General features: G+C 59.3%; 14 protein-coding genes. All 14 read right to left on the bottom strand.

The genetic code is table 11. From position 1 onward, the window contains the following. Positions 1–198: 198 nt before the first annotated feature. The gene (narI, locus tag ACJ8IL_RS02665) at positions 199–876 is read right to left on the bottom strand and encodes a respiratory nitrate reductase subunit gamma (RefSeq protein ID WP_197815066.1); all 678 of its coding nucleotides are present in this window, start codon (positions 874–876) and stop codon (positions 199–201) included. A 2-nt stretch (positions 877–878) separates the two neighbouring features. After that, a complete protein-coding gene (gene narJ, locus ACJ8IL_RS02670) occupies positions 879–1,601 on the bottom strand; it encodes a nitrate reductase molybdenum cofactor assembly chaperone (protein ID WP_025303200.1) in 723 nt (240 codons plus the stop codon). After that, positions 1,598–3,142, bottom strand: a complete 1,545-nt coding sequence (narH, locus tag ACJ8IL_RS02675) for a nitrate reductase subunit beta (RefSeq protein WP_197827585.1) — start codon at positions 3,140–3,142, stop codon at positions 1,598–1,600. The genes narJ and narH overlap by 4 nt, the downstream gene beginning before the upstream one ends. After that, positions 3,139–6,900, bottom strand: a complete 3,762-nt coding sequence (locus ACJ8IL_RS02680; RefSeq protein ID WP_141998292.1) for a nitrate reductase subunit alpha — start codon at positions 6,898–6,900, stop codon at positions 3,139–3,141. Before ACJ8IL_RS02680 ends, narH begins: the two co-directional genes overlap by 4 nt. Positions 6,901–7,193: 293 nt before the next feature. Then, positions 7,194–9,053 carry a carbohydrate-binding protein CenC gene (locus tag ACJ8IL_RS02685; RefSeq protein ID WP_392396805.1) on the bottom strand — a complete coding sequence of 620 codons (1,860 nt, stop codon included), beginning with the start codon at positions 9,051–9,053 and terminating at the stop codon, positions 7,194–7,196. A gap of 11 nt (positions 9,054–9,064) precedes the next feature. Further along, positions 9,065–9,808, bottom strand: coding sequence for a glycosyltransferase family 2 protein (locus ACJ8IL_RS02690; RefSeq protein ID WP_038876984.1), 744 nt, complete (start codon positions 9,806–9,808; stop codon positions 9,065–9,067). Between the two features lie 7 nt (positions 9,809–9,815). Beyond that, positions 9,816–10,871 carry a glycosyltransferase family 4 protein gene (locus tag ACJ8IL_RS02695; RefSeq protein ID WP_025303205.1) on the bottom strand — a complete coding sequence of 352 codons (1,056 nt, stop codon included), beginning with the start codon at positions 10,869–10,871 and terminating at the stop codon, positions 9,816–9,818. 1 nt (position 10,872) lies between these two features. Continuing rightward, positions 10,873–11,778 (bottom strand): glycosyltransferase family 2 protein, encoded by a 906-nt coding sequence (locus tag ACJ8IL_RS02700; RefSeq protein ID WP_025303206.1) that lies wholly within the window; start codon positions 11,776–11,778, stop codon positions 10,873–10,875. Positions 11,779–11,781: 3 nt separating this feature from the next. Continuing rightward, the gene (locus ACJ8IL_RS02705) at positions 11,782–12,936 is read right to left on the bottom strand and encodes a hypothetical protein (protein ID WP_060433311.1); all 1,155 of its coding nucleotides are present in this window, start codon (positions 12,934–12,936) and stop codon (positions 11,782–11,784) included. A gap of 6 nt (positions 12,937–12,942) precedes the next feature. After that, positions 12,943–13,791, bottom strand: a complete 849-nt coding sequence (locus tag ACJ8IL_RS02710; RefSeq protein WP_025303208.1) for an ATP-grasp fold amidoligase family protein — start codon at positions 13,789–13,791, stop codon at positions 12,943–12,945. Further along, entirely contained in the window at positions 13,772–15,070 is a 1,299-nt protein-coding gene (locus ACJ8IL_RS02715) for a flippase (protein WP_049204106.1), read from the bottom strand. The genes ACJ8IL_RS02710 and ACJ8IL_RS02715 overlap by 20 nt, the downstream gene beginning before the upstream one ends. Before the next feature lie 4 nt (positions 15,071–15,074). Further along, on the bottom strand, positions 15,075–17,258 hold the full coding sequence (locus ACJ8IL_RS02720) for a polysaccharide biosynthesis tyrosine autokinase (RefSeq protein ID WP_060433316.1): 2,184 nt from the start codon (positions 17,256–17,258) through the stop codon (positions 15,075–15,077). Between the two features lie 27 nt (positions 17,259–17,285). Further along, positions 17,286–18,419, bottom strand: coding sequence for a polysaccharide export protein (locus ACJ8IL_RS02725; protein WP_025303211.1), 1,134 nt, complete (start codon positions 18,417–18,419; stop codon positions 17,286–17,288). 45 nt (positions 18,420–18,464) lie between these two features. Next, positions 18,465–19,514 (bottom strand): UDP-N-acetylglucosamine--undecaprenyl-phosphate N-acetylglucosaminephosphotransferase, encoded by a 1,050-nt coding sequence (wecA, locus tag ACJ8IL_RS02730; protein ID WP_025303212.1) that lies wholly within the window; start codon positions 19,512–19,514, stop codon positions 18,465–18,467. Positions 19,515–19,602 lie beyond the last annotated feature (88 nt).

Genomic DNA, 19,602 nt, shown 5'->3' on the forward strand with positions numbered 1-19,602 from the left:
GTTTTTATGTCCCAAAATGCCTTTCATCAAGGCGGTATCTCTTGTTATCGGCTACCACGGGCCGACGTCCGTCGGCGGAAGCATAAGCGTAACATGACTGAGATAATTAGTTTACGACAAGGCGGCGAGAATGGGCAGACGGCGGGGGAATTATCGGAATAGCGCCGCCGCTGGCGATCGGCGGCGGCGGGGTCAGGCTCAGCGGCGGTTGCGCACCAGCTGATAACGGCGGGTCAGGTACTCTACCGGCGCACTCCAGATGTGCACCAGGCGGCAGAACGGGAACAGCACGAACAGCGTCATGCCCAGCACCATGTGCAGTTTGAAGATAATCGTCACCCCTTCCAGGTGCGCAGAGGCGCCGGCGTGGAAGGTCACTACCGCCTGCGCCCAGGCCACCAGCTTCATCATTTCGCTGCCGTCCATATGCTGGGCGGAGAACGGAATGGTCAGCAGCCCCAGACACACCTGCACCACCAGCAGCGTCAGGATCATGATGTCGGCGAAGCTGCTGGTGGCGCGCACCCGTGGGTTGGTCAACCGGCGCTTCAGCAACAGCGCGCCGCCGATCAGCGTCATCAGGCCGCAGGCGCCGCCGGCGATCATCGCCAGCTTCTGCTTCACGTCGATCGGCAGGAAGGCCTCATACATCCAGTGCGGCGTCAGCATGCCGAGGAAGTGGCCCGCGAAGATGCCGATAATCCCGATGTGGAACAGGTTGGACGCCAGCCGCATGCCCTTTTTATCCAGCATCTGGCTGGAGCCGGCGCGCCAGCTGTACTGCCCGTAGTCGTAACGCAACCAGCTGCCGATCAGGAATACCGCGCCGGCCAGATAAGGGTAGATATCGAAGAAGAACTGATTCAAAAATTGCATGATTAGCGTCCTTTGGTTCCGGTTAACGCATCCGTCAGATCCAGATACTGTGGCGCCACCGCGCCGGCGAAGCGCCGCTGGTGCGCCGTCTGCTGGGCGGAGGCGCAGCCCTGTTCGCCGAGAAACTTGACCTGCTCCTCTTCCCACACCGCATCCAGCGCCTGCGGCGTATCGTCGCGCGCCTCTTGCGCCACCTGGGTCTCCAGCGCCTGGGCCTGCACCTCGCTGCCGGACAGCGCCAGCAGCAGATCGAACAGCACCGCGTAGGGGCTTTCGCGCTGTTGCAAGCGCGCGCCCAGCAGCGCCAGGATCGGCGCGATGTCCTGCAGCCCTTCCCGCGCCTGCGCCGCGCTGCGGCTGGCCAAATACTCCAGGTACAGCGGCAGGAAGTCCGGCAGCTCGCGGCTGTCGATCTCCAGCCCGGCGGTGCGGTACTGCGCCATCAGGTCAACCATCGCCTGGCCGCGATCGCGCGACTCACCGTGCACGTGCTCAAACAGCAGCAGCGAGGTGGCGCGGCCGCGATCGAACAGCTCGCAATAGTCAGCCTGAGCATCCAGCAACGGGCGCGCGCACAGGCGGCGGATAAACAGAATCAGCTGCGCGCTGTGGTGCAGATCCAGCTCGCTGGCCGGCTCCAGCGCTTCGATCAGCGCCTGCTGATGGTCAAACAGCACCTGCTCCGGATAATCCAGCAGGCGGGCGATCACTTTCAGGCTGATCATGAGGCATCCTCCGGCCGCGCGGTTTTCGCGGTCACGTCGATGGCGTCGATACGGCGGCTGTTGAACAGATTGAACTTGCCATCGCTGCCGTGGCAGCCGTCGCCGAAGCTGAAGCCGCACCCCTTGCTTTCCGGGAAGGCTTCGCGCGCCAGTTCGCGGTGGCTCGACGGCACCACAAAGCGATCTTCATAGTTGGCGATCGCCAGGTAGCGATACATCTCCTGCGCCTGCGCTTCGCTCAGGCCAACCTGCTCCAGCGCGCTGGTGTCCACCACGCCGTCGACGGTTTCCGCCCGTTTGTAGTGGCGCATCGCCAGCATGCGCTTCAGCGCCAGCAGTACCGGTTCGGTATCGCCGGCGGTCAGCAGATTCGCCAGATACTGCACCGGAATGCGCAGGCTCTCGACGTCCGGCAATACGCCGTTGTGCGCCAGCTCGCCGGCGTCGGCGGCGGACTGAATCGGCGACAACGGCGGCACGTACCACACCATCGGTAGCGTGCGGTATTCCGGGTGCAGCGGCAGCGCCAGCTTCCAGTCCATCGCCATTTTGTACACCGGCGACTGCTGGGCGGCTTCAATGACGCTCTGCGGCACGCCGTCCGCCAGCGCCTGAGCAATCACCTTAGGATCATGCGGATCGAGGAAGATATCGAGCTGGCTCTGATACAGATCTTTGTCGTTCTCCACCGCCGCCGCCTGCTCGATGCGATCGGCGTCGTACAGCAGCACGCCGAGATAGCGGATGCGGCCCACGCAGGTCTCCGAACAGACCGTCGGCTGCCCGGCTTCGATACGCGGGTAACAGAAGATGCACTTCTCGGACTTGCCGCTTTTCCAGTTGAAATAGATTTTCTTGTACGGGCAGCCGGTCAGGCACATGCGCCAGCCGCGGCACTTGTCCTGGTCGATCAGCACGATGCCGTCTTCGCCGCGTTTGTAGATCGCCCCGCTCGGGCAGGTGGCGACGCAGGCCGGGTTGAGGCAGTGCTCGCACAGGCGCGGCAGGTACATCATGAAGGTGTTTTCGAACTGGCCGTACATCGCCTTCTGCAGGTTATCGAAGTTCTTGTCCTGCGAGCGTTTTTCGAATTCCCCGCCGAGGATCTCCTCCCAGTTCGGGCCGCTTTCGATCTTGTTCATGCGCTGGCCGGTAATCAGCGAGCGCGGGCGGGCCACCGGCTGGTGCTTGCCCTGTTTGGCGGTGTGCAGATGCTGGTAGTCGTAATCGAACGGCTCGTAGTAGTCGTCCAGCGCCGGCACGTCCGGGTTGGCGAAGATTTTCGCCAACACGCCGACGCGGCTGCCCATTCGCGGCTCCAGCTTGCCGTTGATTTTGCGGATCCAGCCGCCCTTCCATTTTTCCTGATCTTCCCAGGCGTGCGGATACCCGACGCCAGGCTTGCTTTCCACGTTGTTGAACCAGGCGTATTCCATACCTTCACGGCTGGTCCAGACGTTTTTGCAGGTGACCGAACAGGTGTGGCAACCGATGCACTTGTCCAGATTCAGCACCATGCCGACTTGCGAACGAATTTTCATTTGCTGTTCTCCTGCTGACTGCCCTGCGCGTAGTCGTTGCCTTCGTCGTCCAACCAATCAATGCGGTTCATCTTGCGCACCACCACGAACTCGTCGCGGTTGGAGCCGACGGTGCCGTAGTAGTTGAAGCCGTAGGCCAACTGCGCATAGCCGCCGATCATGTGGGTCGGCTTCGGACAGGCGCGGGTCACCGAGTTGTGGATGCCGCCGCGTTGGCTGGTGATCTCCGAGCCCGGCAGGTTCACGATGCGCTCCTGCGCGTGGTACATCATGGTCATGCCGGCCGGGATACGCTGGCTGACCACCGCGCGCGCCGTCAGCGCGCCGTTGGCGTTGAAGGCCTCGATCCAGTCGTTGTCCGCGATGCCCAGATCTTTGGCGTCGTCTTCGCTCAGCCAGACGATCGGGCCGCCGCGCGACAGCGTCAGCATCAACAGGTTGTCGCTGTAGGTGGAGTGAATGCCCCACTTCTGGTGCGGCGTCAGGAAGTTCAGCGCCTTCTCCTTGTTGCCGTTCGGCTTGCTGTTCAGCAGCGGCTGCGCGGCACGGGTGTCGATCGGTGGCCGGTATACCAGCAGGCTTTCACCGAAGGCGCGCATCCACTCATGGTCCTGATACAGCTGTTGACGGCCGCTGAGGGTGCGCCACGGGATCAACTCGTGCACGTTGGTGTAGCAGGCGTTGTAGGAAACGTGTTCGTCTTCCAGACCGGACCAGGTCGGGCTGGAGATGATTTTGCGCGGCTGCGCCTGAATGTCGCGGAAGCGAATTTTCTCGTCTTCCTTGTTCAGCGCCAGATGCCGGTGATCGCGGCCGGTGACGTTGCTCAGGGCCTCCCAGGCTTTTACCGCCACCTGGCCGTTGGTTTCCGGCGCCAGCGACAGGATCACTTCCGCCGCGTCAATCGCGCTCTCGATCTTCGGCCGCCCCGCCGCCGGGCCGTCGGCCTTGACGTAGTTAAGCTGCTTGAGGAAGTCGACCTCGGTTTGGGTGTTCCAACTGATGCCCTTGCCGCCGTTGCCCAGTTTGTCCAGCAGCGGCCCCAGCGAGGTGAAGCGCTCGTAGGTGGCCGGGTAATCGCGTTCCACCGCGATGATGTGCGGCGCGGTTTTGCCGGGGATCAGATCGCATTCGCCTTTCTTCCAGTCCTGCACGCCGTAAGGCTGTGCCAGTTCGGCGGCGGAGTCGTGCTGGATAGGCAAGGTCACCACGTCGGTTTCCTGGCCCAGATGGCCGACGCACACTTCGGAGAAGGCCTTGGCGATGCCCTTGTAAATCTCCCAGTCGCTCTTCGAATCCCAGGCCGGATCGACCGCCGCCGACAGCGGATGGATGAACGGGTGCATGTCGGAGGTGTTCATATCGTCTTTTTCGTACCAGGTGGCGGTCGGCAGCACCACATCGGAGTACAGGCAGGTGCTCGACATGCGGAAATCGAGCGTCACCACCAGATCCAGCTTGCCTTCGCCGCCCTGCTCGCGCCATTCCACTTCCTGTGGCTTCACGCCGCCCTGCTGGCCGAGATCTTTCCCCTGGATGCCGTTTTCGGTGCCCAACAGGTATTTGAGCATGTACTCATGGCCCTTGCCGGAAGACCCCAGCAGGTTGGAGCGCCAGACGAACAGGTTGCGCGGGAAGTTCTGCGGATTGTCCGGCTGCTCGGCGGCGAAGCCTAGCGTGCCGTTTTTCAGGCCGTCGACGGTGAACTCGACCGGTGACTGGCCGGCGGCGCGGGCCTGCTCCGCCAGGCGCAGCGGGTTGGTGCCCAACTGCGGCGCCGACGGCAGCCAGCCCATGCGCTCGGCGCGCACGTTGAAGTCGATCAGGCTGCCGCCGAAGCGCGACTTGTCCGCCAGCGGCGACAGCAACTCGTCGGTGCCGACAGTTTCATAGCGCCATTGGCTGGAATGGTTGTAGAAGAACGAGGTGCTGTTCATGTGGCGCGGCGGGCGCTGCCAGTCGAGGCCAAACGCCAGCGGCAGCCAGCCGGTTTGCGGCCGCAGTTTTTCCTGGCCGACGTAGTGCGCCCAGCCGCCGCCGCTCTGGCCGACGCAACCGCAGAAGATCAGCATATTGATCAGGCCGCGGTAGGTCATGTCCATGTGATACCAGTGGTTGACGCCGGCGCCGACGATGATCATCGAACGGCCGTGGGTCTTCTCGGCGTTTTCCGCGAACTCGCGGGCAATGCGGATGATGTTGTGACGCGACACGCCGGTGATCTGTTCGGCCCAGGCCGGGCTGTAGGCCTTGACCTCGTCATAGTCGGCGGCGCAGTTGGCGTCGTCCAGCCCGCGTTCCAGGCCGTAATTGGCCAGCGTCAGGTCATACACGCTGGTCACCAGCGCTTCGCTGCCGTCCGCCAGCCGCAGGCGTTTCACCGGCAGCTTGTGCAGCAGGATCTCGTCCAGTGCCACGCTGTTGAAATGCTCGCTGTCGGCTCCGCCGAAGTACGGGAAGCCCACCTCGGCGACGTCGTCATGCATGCCCAACAGGCTGAGCTGCAGCTCGACTTCCTGTTGCGATTTGCCCTCGCGCTGTTCCAGGTTCCACTTGCCCTTCTCGCCCCAGCGGAAACCGATGGAACCCTGCGGCGCCACCAGATCGCCGCTGTGGCTGTCGATGGCGACGGTTTTCCACTCGGGGTTGTTTTCCTGGCCCAATCCGTCCACCAGATCGGCGGCGCGCAGCAGGCGGCCGGCGGCGTAGTGGCCGCCTTCACGCGGCTCCAGCAGCACCAGCATCGGCATGTCGGTATAGCGGCGCACATAGTCGCGGAAGTAGCCAACTTCGCGGTCGAGATGGAACTCTTTCAGCATTACGTGGCCCATCGCCAGCGCCATCGCGCTGTCGGTCCCCTGCTTCGGATTCAGCCAGTGGTCGCACAGCTTGGCGACTTCGGCATAGTCCGGCGTCACCGCCACGGTTTTGGTGCCCTTGTAACGCACTTCGGTAAAGAAGTGGGCGTCCGGGGTACGCGTCTGCGGCACGTTGGAGCCCCAGGCGATAATGTAGGAGGAGTTGTACCAGTCGGCGGATTCCGGCACGTCGGTCTGCTCGCCCCAGGTCATCGGCGAGGCCGGCGGCAGATCGCAGTACCAATCGTAGAAGCTCAGGCAGGCGCCGCCGATCAGCGACAGGTAGCGGGCGCCGGCGGCGTAGGACACCATCGACATCGCCGGGATCGGCGAGAAGCCGATAATGCGGTCCGGGCCGAAGGTTTTGGCGGTATAGACGTTGGCGGCGGCGATCAGTTCATTGACCTCTTGCCAGCTGGAGCGGACGAAACCGCCGCGGCCGCGCGCCACCTTGTAGCTTTTGGCTTTTTCCGCATCGCCGACGATAGAGCCCCAGGCCGCGACCGGATCGCTGTGCTGCGCTTTCGCTTCGCGCCACAGTTTGAGCAGACGCTTGCGCATCAGCGGGTATTTCAGCCGGTTGGCGCTGTACAGGTACCAGGAGTAGCTGGCGCCGCGCGGGCAGCCGCGCGGTTCATGGTTAGGCAGATCGGGACGGGTGCGTGGATAATCGGTTTGCTGGGTTTCCCAGGTCACCAGACCATTCTTCACATAGATCTTCCAACTGCAGGAACCGGTGCAGTTCACGCCGTGGGTGGAACGCACCACTTTGTCGTGTTGCCAACGGCTGCGGTAGCCGTCTTCCCAGTCGCGGTTGGTGTTCAAGGTCTGGCCGTGATCGCCAGAAAAAGGCTCCGCCAACTGCTTGAAATAGCGGAAACGGTCTAAAAATTTGCTCATCCGGAATGCTCCTGAAGGCTCTTGTCGTTATAAGAAGACATGCTCAATCTGCCGCCAGCCTACTGACGGCCAACCGGCGGCAAATTGATTGCGATCAAGAGAAAGCGGGAGGCGACGCGCGCGTCGGGGATGAAATACCACCAAAGTATAGGTGCGAGAATTAACTTTAATTAATTGAATTTGAATGAATAAATCAGGAATTCATGACAGAGACTGACGGGCGGGGGGGCAAGGTGGGGTATTTGGGGGTAGGACGCGGGAGAAACCTCCCGCGTGATGCTAACTCGTCGCTTTCAGCGTTGAAGCCACAGCGTCGCGGTGCCCACTGCGGGCAACGCCAGCTTGACCTCCGTGCCCTCTCCCTGCTGCCGCCAGCCCGCCGGAAGGCGCAAGCGGGTGCTTCCCTCTCGATAGTAGGGGTTGGCTACCAGCAGCAAGGCGCGATCGCCCAGAATAAACATCCGCGCCGGCATTTGCGGGTCGCTTCCCGCCAGCGGCGTCGATTTTCCCGTCAGCAGATAAGGGGTGAAAGCGGCAATTTGCTGCGACACGGCAGCCACGCCACGCCAGGTGGCGTCAAACTCCCGTTGGTCGAAGCGGCCGGTTTTACGCTTGTAAAACAGATCGGTATAAGAATAAAACAACAGCCCCTTAGCGCCGCCGATCAGCGCCTGCCAGGCCTGGTTGCGGATTTCCGCCTCTGACGGCGGATGTGGCTTGCGGCGGGCGTCATAAGCGGCGTGATCCATGATTTGCATCACCACCCAGGCCCCGCGTGCCTGGCGGGCGGCCTGCACCGTCAGTTCGGTATAACGCGTAGTGCGCGTCAGATCGCGATCGTTCCCCACCGGGTAAGGGTCGGTCGCCAAAATGTCGCTGCTGTTAAAGTAGGCGTCCAACTCCCCGGTTTTGTTCAACACCTGGAAGGTGGGGTGATCGCCGTCAAGCCGCTTTATTTGCAGGTTTTTTTCCTCGATCTTATCGAGATATTCCGGCCCCAGTTCATCGTTGATGTACCAGGCGAGCAGGTTGGGCTGAGAGCGCAAGCGCTGCACGTACCAGGCCGTCATCGCCGCGTAGCCGCCACCACGCACGGCCGGCGCGAAACGGCTGCCGCGGTACTGATCTTTGACGGAGTAAATGACCAGCAGCCCGCGCTTGCGTGCGTTGCGGAAAAAGGCGTAAGGATCTTTCTTTTCCCCATAATCATAGTTCAGCACCGTGTTGAATCCCGCCGAGGCGATGCGCGCCAAATGTTCATCGGTAGCCACGTTGGCGTAAATGCCCAACGGGAAAAGCCGTTGACCATCGCGCAGGGTAAAGCCTTTGCTGTCGATCGCCACTTTGGCCGCAGGCTGGCCAACGCGAAAAGACAGCTCGCTGCCCTGTGCCGGCTGGGATTGCTGACCGGTGACCTGCTGACGCAGGCGGTACTCTCCCTGGGCCAGGCCGGTCGGCAGTGGGTATTCGATACGGCGCTGCCCTTCAACCTGATAACGGTCGCGACTACGGTGAACAACCTGCCCCTCGGCATTAAGCAATTCGCTATCGACCTGCAAATGCTGCGGCTGCGCAGTGACTATCAGCGTGTCGACCTTTCCCTGCGCCGACGCGCCGAGCTGATACAATGCCGGCTTAGGCGCTCGAGTACACGCATAGGCGTCGTCAAACCAGACGGTACCGGTGCTCCCCTTACGCAGGTAAACGCCAAAAGTGATTCGCGCCGCCTGCGGCGGCACGGTATAGCTGGCGTTCACCTGCCGCCAACCGCTGTCGCCGGTCACGCCAGCCGGATAGCTGCCTTCCAGAAAGCGCCCCTGCGCATCAAAGCTTTGCAGATAAACCCCGGCGCCGCCGTCGCGGCTTTGCCCGCGTACGCTGCGGGTCTTGAGCCAGACGCCGAAATCGATCGTCTGCCCGGGTACAACCTGCAGCGCCTGATTGAAGGTACGGTACTGCGCTGCATCTGCATTGTCATAACGCAAACTGCCACGGCCGCTGTGCGTATCGCCGTCGCCCTGTGCGCCCTGCGCGCGCCAGCCGCTGAGCCCCTGCTCAAAGCCGGGATTGGCCAACAGATTGGGTTGGCAGCTCTGCGCCAGAGCCGAAGCGCTCCACAAGGCGCAACAGCCCAGAGCCACCCTCTGATACATTCCCCTCATGGTCACTTCCTTTTCACCACGGCATTGAACAGATAGGTGGCGAACAGATAGCAGGATTTCTGGTAAGACAGCCCCAAATGCTGACGGTAAATCCGCCATTGCCAGTCCGCGGCGCGGATTTTGTTGCCCGACAGCGAATGGGTAGACAATCGGTAACAGGCCAGCGGTTCGGGAATGCAGTAGGCCAGGCCGTTACGCGCCTTCTGCAGCACCGCCAGCCACATCAAATAGTCCTCATGGCCCACTTTTTGCTGATACACCTTACCGATGCGCTTCTGGTTGTAGATGCCGGTGAGATTGCCAATCCAGTTGCTTTTCAACATATCCTGATAGCCAATAAGCTCATCCGCACCACGGGTGTTTTTGATTAATTTCAGGTCGTCTTCGAAGGTGTAATAATGGGAGCACACCACGTCGTAGCGGCGGGTTTGCAAAATGCTCGCCTGGCGCGACAGCTTGTTGGGCAGCCATACGTCATCACTGTCGCAGAAGGCGATATAGTCGCCTTTCGCCGCCTCAATGCCGATGTTGCGCGTTTCCGCCACGCCCTGGTTATGCTCATTACGGATATAGGTGAGGCGATCGTGGATGAACGGCCGTACCACCTCGGCAGTATCGTCGGTAGACGCATCATCGATCACATACAGGTGATAATCGGTAAATCGCTGATTCAGCACGCCTAGAATCGACTCTTTAATAGAGTTCGCAGCATTGTAGGCCGGCATTATCACGGATATCTTTTCCATTCTGTCCTCACTCGGTGAGCTGTTGCCACTGGGGATAAATACGTTCGGGAGAAAAACGACGAGACTTCTCTAACGCGGCGATAGAGAAGTGCTCGCGCAAACCCGGATCGAGCATCAGTTTGATCACCCCTTCGCTGAAGGCGGCGGCGTCGTCATCGGGCACCAGATAGCCGTTGACGCCATCGTCTATCAACTCGGCCGGGCCGGTCTTGCAGTCGTAGGCCACCAGCGGCAGGCCGAAACTCATGGCTTCGATCAGCACCATCGGCAATCCCTCATAGCGAGAGGTCATCAAATACAGGCTGGCCTGGCGATAATAGTCCGCCACGTTAGCGGTGGCCGGCAGCAGACTCACCTGCTGCTCCAGCCCGGCGTCTTCAATCTGTCGCCTCAAAGCGTCGCGCTCCGGACCGTCGCCAATAATCAGCAGACGCCAATCCGGCGCCTGTGCCACCACCCCTCGCCACAGTGCGATCAGTCGATCGAAGCCTTTCTGATTGCTCAATCGCCCCACCGCCAGCGCCACCTTTTTTTGCAGCGCCGGCGTCGGCGCCTGTGCGCCGAATGGCGAAACGTTCTCGATCACCCGACATTTTCCGGCCCCCACCCAGCGAGCGATGGCGTCGCTATCTTGCCGCGTCAGGAAAATCACGCGATCGCTCAGCCGGTAAACCAGCAACTTCAGCCACTTAAATACGCGCGGATACTGGTGAAAGCTGACGTGCTCACTTAATAGCAACCGGCTGCGGGCACAGAACAAACGCAGAAAAGGCGTCATCACCACCGACAGTTTTCCCATAGAAACGGTAATGATCACGTCCGCGCGTTCACGCCGCAGCGCCAATGCCAGCCGCCATGGCCAGAACAGCGAATCGCCACCGCCGCAGCGCAACCGGACGTCACTCGCCAGCGGAAAGAAGCTCCGCTCGCCAAACAGCGAAAACACCGCCACCTCATAACCCGGCAGACGCGCCAGCGCGTTGGCCAAACCGCTAGCGACCCGTTCAGTACCGCCCTTGCCCGCGATATTTTCGATAACGATGATTACCTTGCGTGCTTGCATATCATCTCCTGAATCCCTGGCGCACATTGCGCAGCAGCCGGCCGCCAACCGAGAACAATCCCAACCGCGCCAGACAATCGCCATACCATTTGATCACCTTGAACTTGCCGCTCAGGCTGTGCCGCACGATGCGCGACGAGTAATAATTGAACGCCTGGGCGTTTTCCGAATACAGCGAGGCCAGCAGATGCTTGCAGGCGAATCCGCTGATATGGCGATCGCTGGGGCTGAGGAAGGTATTGATAAAGCGGTCGCTGGCCTCCAGATTGAGCTTCGCCGTCATGCGCCCATAGCGCCCTACGTCGAGAAACACCCCTCCGCCGGCGTCGTGCGCCACATGCGCGCCCAAATTGGTGGCATTGACCAAAAAACCCCAGTCCTGATGCTTATTGAGGAACTCGGGAAATAAAAAGCGGCGATCGCTTTTTTTACGGATGCTGATGGTGGATGAACGAATATCGCCCATTTCCAGAAAAAGAAAATCCTCGCCGGAGGAACCGGATTTATAATGGAAGTTGAAATCACGCACCGAATCGCCGCTCACCTCCGCATAGTTGCCGAAGATAATATCAATATGGCGATCCTCATGTTTATTCATACGACGAATAATATAGTTGGTCGTGAAGTAATCATCAGAGTCGAGGAAAAACACGATCTCCGATTGCGCTAACTTGGTACCTAAGTTGCGCGACACCGCCGCATTGCTCTTCTGTTTTTTCTCATGCAGCATCACATTGCTATTCGTCGCCGCTATCTGACGAATATACTTGATATCATCCTCGTCAGAGCAATCATCAACCAAAATCACCTGATAGTCGAATCCTTGGCAAGCGTTGAAAATCCGCTTCAGCGTTTTCGGCAGATAGCGTGCACTATTATAAATAGGGATAACGATCGAGAAATCCATTTCTTAACCCTCCAACTTAGAATTTATCATTTCTTTTCCACGGCAAAGCAACAATAACGACACGTTAAATACCGGGACCAAAAAATAGGTTTCCGTAAAGGTTGTCAGCAGGAAAACAACCACCACCCAGCGCATGAACCGACTCAGCCTGCGCATATTGCCCAACAGGTGAAAATAACAAAAAAGCATGACGACAGAAGCGATGCCACCGGCCGAATAAAACATGGCGATGAAGAAGAAATCGACGGGCTTATAAGGCTCTATATTCATGCCGAACAGCGGATTGGGTAGCCCCACCGCCTGAAACATCTGCCAGGAGAACCAGATTCGCCCGGTCAACGCCTGGTTCAAGAGGACGTCCAAGGCCGGATTACTCCCCCAGCGTATAACGCTGGCGAATTGAAAGCCTACAATGGCCAACGTCAGCGCGATGCAGACTTTTCTGTTCGGCGCGACACGCAGCAGCGGCGCCAGCCAAAACAGCAACAACATCAACAGCGCCAACATAAAACAGGTGCGAGAATAGGAATACATCAGCACCGGGAGAATTAACGCCGATACCGCCAGCGAAGCGATATTTTTCATTCCTCGCGTTAATTTCGCATGGTCGATCAGGCACAGCAGTGTGGCGAACAAGGCAAAAGAATAATACGCCAGGGTATTCGGATTATCGAACCCCAGCGTTAATCGATTGCCGTAACGCTCATCAAGGTAAACAAACCCATCGGTGTAAAAGATATAGGGAATAACCACCAGTAACCCTGCCACCACAAAGGTGATGGCAAACATTTCAGCGCCACGCCCCATGTCTATGCGGCGAAATAAAATGATCACCGCCGTGCTGAATACCGCACCAAACAGATAATCACCATGACCGGTGGCAATATTAACAAGAAACAGCAGAACCAAAAAACCCGCAACCGCCTTTTCCGCCAGCGTAGCGATAAAAAATGCATAGCCAACATAGAGCAACATCAAGCCATTAAGCCCCATGACCGCTTTATTAATCAGCTCGCTATTGAACGATCCCGAGGTCAGGAACGTTTTCACGAAAAACATCAGCAGGAAGGTCAATACAATTGATTGATTGACTAAATCTCGCGACTGATTATAACCCGCATTGGCATGCATTTGAAAATTGGAGGCGACTCTTTGCATAAGCGTTTACTCAGTAAAATAACTGCCCCATTCCTGCTCAATGTTTTTCGGCATCAGCTTGCTTAACCCCGCGCCAGGCGTAAACGTCAACTCACCGAAATACACCTTCTCACCGACCTGGTAGAAATCCACACGGACATAAGAGAACTGCTGCGCGGTCTGGCGAGCCAAACGTATCATTTCCTCCAGCCGTGTAGGACGCGGCATCGGTTCGTCTGCATTCGGCAAGTTGATACGAATTTCGGTGCGGTTCCAGTCGATATCAAAAATATCGCGCCGATGGGTGCCGAAACGCTGGTAATCCACCTGGATGAACATACGAATTTCATGATTGTCGTTGAAACAATGAAACTTGATATCGTTCGGCACCTGTTCGCCATCCAGCAACAGGCGCTCCACCATGATGCAGGGTTCGATATCCAGATAATGCTTTTCGCGGCTCTGCTCATAAAAGTTGCTGCGCATCCACGCGTTGCTGAGATCGTACAACTCCGCGTAGCTAATCTGCTGCTTGTCGAACACCAAGCGGTTATAGCCGCTGCCGTGGTTGGCCTTCAGCACAAAGGCGTTAGGCAATTGCCTGAACATGTCGTAGCTAAGTTCAGTGCCATGCGCATACAGCTCCACCAGATACTCCTCGCCCCACAGGCCGGCGATAAATTCACGCACCTTGAACTTGTCCGACAAAGTGGTGTAGATGCTGCGCGGATAAATTTTGCGGCGCATGATCTTTTCGCTGAAGCCGGTCGGTTTTGACAGGTGCGGCAGCTTCTTGAAATAGAGCGCGTATTTAACCTGATGGTGCCAGGCATCGGGCAGGCGCTTGGAAATATTTTTAACCAGGATGTTTAACATGCTCTCTCCTTAATTTGCTGACAAGACGCGGCAGGCAGTAAAAACAGGTCAGCTGCAGTCGGGTAATTTTTCCGCCACGGAATAAACTGTTCAGCACGAAGAACGAAATGAACTCCGCCAACAGCGTAGATACCGCCGCACCGATCAGGCCGTAGCGCGGGATCAGCAGCAGATTCATCACCACGTTCGCCACCGCCACCAACGGCATCTTGATGGCGATAAAACGATAGCCGGCGAACAGCACGATGCTGCGGTACGAAACCGTCCCCATTACTGAGAACAGCGAGGTCAGCGTGCAAATAGCCAGGATATTGGCGGCCGGTTGGAAAGCGGCGCCGTACAGCAGCGCAATCGCTGGGTGGGCGAACCACCATAGGCCCAGCAACACCGGCAACGACAGGCCCAAGACCACCAGATAAAGCACCCGAATACGGTACTCCTGCTCCAACGGATCGCGACAGCTGGCAATGCCCGGCATCAACGAAGTGATCAGCGCCATCGGCACGAAAACCCAGCCTTGGCTGAGGGTGGTGGCGGCACTGAACCAGCCTACCGCCTGCTCGCCGACCAGATTGCCCAGCATGATTTGATCGATGCGGGTATAGATCACTATCGACAGGCTGGAGATGGCCAACGGCAGGCCCACCTTTAGCAAATAACGGCCATAGCGCCTGGCCTGGCGCGGCGTAACCCGCGGCGAGGCCGCCGCTTCCGCACGGAATAACCAGAGGCGCGCCAGGTAAGGTACGGCGCTGCTGAGGATGTAGGGTACCGCGAACCACACCAGCGGCAGCGCCGCGCTCACCAGCGCCAGCCGCAGCCCGATCGACAGCAGCAGCGCCAGGTTGTTGATCAGCGTATTGCGTTTCGACTGCAGGCGGGCATCGTAATAAATTTTGTACACGTCCTGAATCGAGAAATAGGCGCTGATAAGCAGCAACAGCGTCATCAGTTGGCTGGCGGGCGATTGGCTGAAATAGCTCCATATCAGCATCGGCAGCGCCACCACCAGGAACAGCCAACGACGCAGGCGTATTGACGCCAGCATCAGGCGAATGCCGCTCGGCTGTCGGCGGGCGACGCGGTTGAAAATGATGCTGTCGGCGCCCAACTGCACCAGTGGCACTACGATGGCGATCGTCGCCAACAGATAGTTGAGGGTGCCAAACTGCGCGGGCCCCAGATAGCGCGCAACGTAAATGGAGACGAAGATGCCGGACAGGCTGAGCGAAACGCGTTCAAGCATCAGCCACAGGGCATTGGTGATAATGGCCTTCACCCGCTTATTCCCCTGCCTGCGGGTGATCTTCCCGATGGCTTGGGTAGGCGAAGTTGTAATAGCTCATGTCGGTTGCCGCCTTCTTCACCATCCCGTTGAGGATCACGCCCTTGATCGCCACGCCATTCTGTTCGAAACGACGCATGCTGGTTTCGATCTGCTTGACGGTATTCACCTCAAAGCGCACCACCAGCAGTGAGGTACCCGCGTGATTGCCGACGATCGCCGCGTCCGTCACCGCCAGAATCGGCGGCGTGTCGATCAGCACCAGATCGTAGTTCTGCCCGGCCCAGCGCAGGAAGTCGGCGAAGCGGCGGTGCATCAGCAGTTCGGACGGGTTCGGCGGCACCTGCCCGCGCGGCACGAAGTCCAGATTGGCGATGGCGGTTTTCCGCACCGCCTGTTCCGCCATCACGTTGCCCACCAGCATGTCGGACAGCCCCTGATGCCCATCATCCGCCAGCCAGCGGTGCAGGAAGCCTTTGCGCATATCGGCGTCGATCAACAGCACCCGCTGCCCGGCCTGCGCCACCACCACCGCCAGGTTGGTGCTGGTAAAGCTCTTGCCGCTTTCCGGGCTGGCGCCGGAGACCATCAGAATGTTGTTCTTGGCCTCCATCATGGCGAAATGCAGGCTGGTGCGCAGGCTGCGGATCGCTTCCACCGACAGGTCCGTCGGTTCGGCCACCGCCAGGATCGGCAAGCGCCGCCCCCCGGACCTTGGCAGCAGCTGACGTTGCTCGCGGTTGCGCTTCACCTGCCACGGCGACAGCGGCACGGTGGCGTAGACGTTGATGCCCCGCTTCTCCAGGGTATCGATGTCATTGATGCCGCGATGGAAGGCCGCACGCAGCAGCACTACGATGGCGCCGCCCCCGGCGCCAAGCAGCAGCGCCAACAATACGATCAGCATCTTTTGCGGCTTAATCGGCCGCAGCGCGGTTTCCGCTTCGTCGATGATGCGCACATTGCCCACCGTGCCGGCCTTGCTGATGCTCAGTTCCTGCTGCTTGTTCATCAGCTGCATGTAAACCTGCTGATCCACCTGCACGTCGCGGGTAAGACGCAGGATCTCCTGCTGCATTTTCGGCAACGTCTGCACCTGTTTACCCAGCCGTGCCTTTTCCGCCTCCAGCGTGGCGCGCTTCTCCAGCAGCGCCCGGTAAGCCGGGTGCGCGCGGGTGTAGAGTTTGGAGATTTCCGCTTCCTTGAAGGTCAGCTCGTTGAGCTGGGCCTCGAGCTGCACTTGAGTATCCAGCACCGATTTGGCTTCAAGCGACAGATCCACCGAGTCATTTTGCTGGCGGAACTGATTAAGTTGGGTTTCGGCGTTGTTCAACGAGGTTTGCGTTTGCGGCAGCTGCTCTTGTAGGAACGCCAGCATTCGCTGAGCTTCTTCCGTTTTGCGGTCCACGTTCTGCTGCAGGTAGTTGTCGGTGATGTTCTTCAGCATTGCCTCGGCGCTCTGCGGATCTTCGCTCGGCAGCGTAAAGGTCATGATGCCGCTATCCTTGCCACCCGGCACCACGTCCAGGTATTTACGCAGATCGTCCACCGCTTCTTGACGCGCGACTTTGACCACGGTAAAGCTGGCGCCCGGCGAAGCGTCCAGCGCCGAGACGGTCATGTTCCAACCGCCTTGCGCCACCGGCTGCCCGACCACGCCGCTGAACAGTTTGCTGCCGTCATAACTCAGCTCGTAATGCTGCCCATCGCGCACCGTCAGCGTCAGCGCTTCGCCCTCCATGTCCGCCGGCGTCGTCAGCGTGGCAATGCTCAGCACCGGCGGCTTTTCACCGCTCAAGCGGGCAAAGCCTTTGCCGAACACCGGAAAATAGTCCGGGCTGACGCGCACCGTCAGACCGAGGGTGTCCACCGTTTTTCCCAGCACGTAGCGCGACTTAGCCAGCGTCACCTCATCCTGTGTCGCTGAATTTTGCCCCATCATTGAACTGTCCAACGTTTCACGCAGCAGCGAATCGCCGGACAGCTGCTTCTCCACCTGCACCACCGCCGTAGCCTGGTACACCGGGGTGGCCAACAGGGCGTAGGCGACGCCCAACATGCCTGCCACGCCGGTCACAACGGCGATCCGCCAGCGGTTATCCCACAGCGGCCCAATCAGGCGTTCCCACTCCAGCTTTTCGTCTTGTTCGGCCACCATCACGGACAGCGCATTATTTTTCATCTTCTGTTCCTTATTCACCCTGCGGAGTTACCAGTTGCGCACGCGCAAGGTCGCCTCGCTGAGATCGTTAAAGCTGCTGATGGTCGGCACCAGCTGGCTGATCAAACGGTTCCAGCGCGCGACCGGCGCCGCAGTGACGTACACGACGTCGTAAGGTTGCAGCTGAAATTCAGCGCCCATCGCCAGCGCGCTGGCGTCGGAGAGATCGAACTGATACAGCGTCGCCAGTCGCTGCGGTGTTTTACCGCCGCTCGGCCGGATCACGAACACCCCGGTCGCATCCGCCACCGTCTGGCTGATCCCTTCGGAAGATCCGAGGGCCTCGGTCAGGGTCATGCCGCTGCGATCCATCTTCAGCGTCGCTTGCTTGCCCACCTCGCCCATCACGAACACTTTCAATTCGTCATTGCGCGGGATGTAGAGGATGTCGCCCGGCTGCAGCAGCGCGTTCTGGCTGATGTCGCCGCGCTGCATCAGCGCCTGCAGCGAGATAGCCCGCTCTTTGCCCTGATGAGTCAGCACCACGTTGCGCCAATCGGCGTTGTCCGTCAGGCCGCCGGCGGCGTTAATCGCATCCAGAATGGTCAACGGCACGTTGGTGATCGCCTGTTGGCCGGAGGTTTTCACTTCGCCGGTCACGTAAGCCTTCTGCGAACGGAAAGCGGCAATACTGACGTCTACCTGAGGGCTTTCCACATACTGCGCCAAACGGCCGGCGATCAGGCTGCGCACTTCGGTGACGGTCTTGCCCACCACCGCCACTCGCCCGATATAGGGATAAAAAATCGTGCCATCCGCATGCACCCAGTTGCCGGTGTCGCTGGCGCTGCGGTATTGCCCGGCCGGCGTGGTCAACTCGGGGTGATCCCAGACGGTGACGTTCAACACGTCGCCGACGCCGATGCGGTATTGATAGCTCTGCAATCGCTGATCCAGCGCCGGGTTCGGCCGGGCGACCGGTTCTACGCGCCGCATTTTCTGCAGCAGCATCGGCGACATGCGATAAACCTGTACCTGGTCATTCAAATCGAAATCGTCGTCCTGTTGCACGACGATGGCTTTTCCGCTGGTCGGTAAATGTGAACCGGGAACCACCGTACATCCACTCAACAGCGCGGAGGTGAAGGCCAATGGCATCAAAAGAGGCAAATGAAAATTCATGGAAGTACCGTGATAAACGGGCTGCTGCCGCAGCCCGTGAGGGGATTAACGGCCGACGGTCGGATTATCGCTGAACACCGTCGCCTGACGCGGTTCGCGCAACATGACGAAATAACCGCAAAAACAGAACAGAAACGCCACCAACATTTGGCTTTCCTGCAGCTGCAACACTTCACTGCAAATGCCAATGCAGGCCAACGTCACCGCCAGCATGGTGCTCATCGCCAGCGCCTGACGCGCATTGAGCCCACGACGCATCAGAATATGGTGCAAATGATCGCGGCCCGCTTTGAAGGGGCTTTGGCGACGCAACAGGCGACGCACCATCACAGTCACCATGTCCATCAGAGGAATGGCGATCAGCCACAGCGCGGTGACCGGACGCATTACCGCCTGTGGCCCCTGCGTCGCCAGCAACACCAGCCACAGCACGCTGAAGCCGATCACCATGCTGCCGGCGTCCCCCATAAAGATCTTGTTGCGCGCGCCGAACAGGCTCAGGTTGAACAACAGATAGGCCGCCAGCGCGACGATCAGGCCCAGGCACCACAGCGCCAGATCTTCCCTGCCGCCCAATCCGAACACGATAGCCAACGCGACGAAGGTCACGCAGGACAAGGCGCCCAGTTGCCCATCGATGCCATCCACCATGTTGTAGGCGTTGATCGCTCCCCATACCGCCAGCGGCGTAAGCAGCAACGCGCCATAACCGAGCATCACTTCCTGATGCCCCCAAACATAGCCCAATGAGGAAAGCTGCATCCCTGCCGCCAGCATCATCGCCAGCGCGATCCCTCCCTGCACCATGACGCGTGGCGCCACGGGCAGATCAAAGCGGTCATCCAGCACGCCCAACACCACCAGCGCCGTAATGCACAGCAGATAGACGGTGCTGTCAGGCAGCCAGGCGGGTTGCCACAGCGTCATCAGCATCAGCGTCAGGTACACGGCGATACCGCCGACCAGCGGAATGTGTCCCAGATGTTGCTTACGCGCATTGGGCTTATCCACTAATCCCACCGTTAAGGCGGCCCGGCGGGCAATAAGGACCCACGCTACCGCCAGCACAAATATCACGCTCAGTTGATATAACATCGTTCCTCCAGCGAATAAGCACGCTACCGCCCTTGAGTTACAGCTCCCAATGCGCTATTAACAAAAACAAAATTGATCCTGCCAGGAT

This window comes from Serratia sp. CY47444, from assembly GCF_052168635.1.
Lineage (GTDB): Bacteria > Pseudomonadota > Gammaproteobacteria > Enterobacterales > Enterobacteriaceae > Serratia > Serratia bockelmannii.

What these genes read in the sequence shown, in the direction of transcription:
- narI (WP_197815066.1), bottom strand. Translation starts at nt 876, where the DNA reads ATGCAATTTTTGAATCAGTTCTTCTTCGATATCTACCCTTATCTGGCC.
- narJ (WP_025303200.1), bottom strand. Translation starts at nt 1,601, where the DNA reads ATGATCAGCCTGAAAGTGATCGCCCGCCTGCTGGATTATCCGGAGCAG.
- narH (WP_197827585.1), bottom strand. Translation starts at nt 3,142, where the DNA reads ATGAAAATTCGTTCGCAAGTCGGCATGGTGCTGAATCTGGACAAGTGC.
- ACJ8IL_RS02680 (WP_141998292.1), bottom strand. Translation starts at nt 6,900, where the DNA reads ATGAGCAAATTTTTAGACCGTTTCCGCTATTTCAAGCAGTTGGCGGAG.
- ACJ8IL_RS02685 (WP_392396805.1), bottom strand. Translation starts at nt 9,053, where the DNA reads ATGTATCAGAGGGTGGCTCTGGGCTGTTGCGCCTTGTGGAGCGCTTCG.
- ACJ8IL_RS02690 (WP_038876984.1), bottom strand. Translation starts at nt 9,808, where the DNA reads ATGGAAAAGATATCCGTGATAATGCCGGCCTACAATGCTGCGAACTCT.
- ACJ8IL_RS02695 (WP_025303205.1), bottom strand. Translation starts at nt 10,871, where the DNA reads ATGCAAGCACGCAAGGTAATCATCGTTATCGAAAATATCGCGGGCAAG.
- ACJ8IL_RS02700 (WP_025303206.1), bottom strand. Translation starts at nt 11,778, where the DNA reads ATGGATTTCTCGATCGTTATCCCTATTTATAATAGTGCACGCTATCTG.
- ACJ8IL_RS02705 (WP_060433311.1), bottom strand. Translation starts at nt 12,936, where the DNA reads ATGCAAAGAGTCGCCTCCAATTTTCAAATGCATGCCAATGCGGGTTAT.
- ACJ8IL_RS02710 (WP_025303208.1), bottom strand. Translation starts at nt 13,791, where the DNA reads ATGTTAAACATCCTGGTTAAAAATATTTCCAAGCGCCTGCCCGATGCC.
- ACJ8IL_RS02720 (WP_060433316.1), bottom strand. Translation starts at nt 17,258, where the DNA reads ATGAAAAATAATGCGCTGTCCGTGATGGTGGCCGAACAAGACGAAAAG.
- ACJ8IL_RS02725 (WP_025303211.1), bottom strand. Translation starts at nt 18,419, where the DNA reads ATGAATTTTCATTTGCCTCTTTTGATGCCATTGGCCTTCACCTCCGCG.
- wecA (WP_025303212.1), bottom strand. Translation starts at nt 19,514, where the DNA reads ATGTTATATCAACTGAGCGTGATATTTGTGCTGGCGGTAGCGTGGGTC.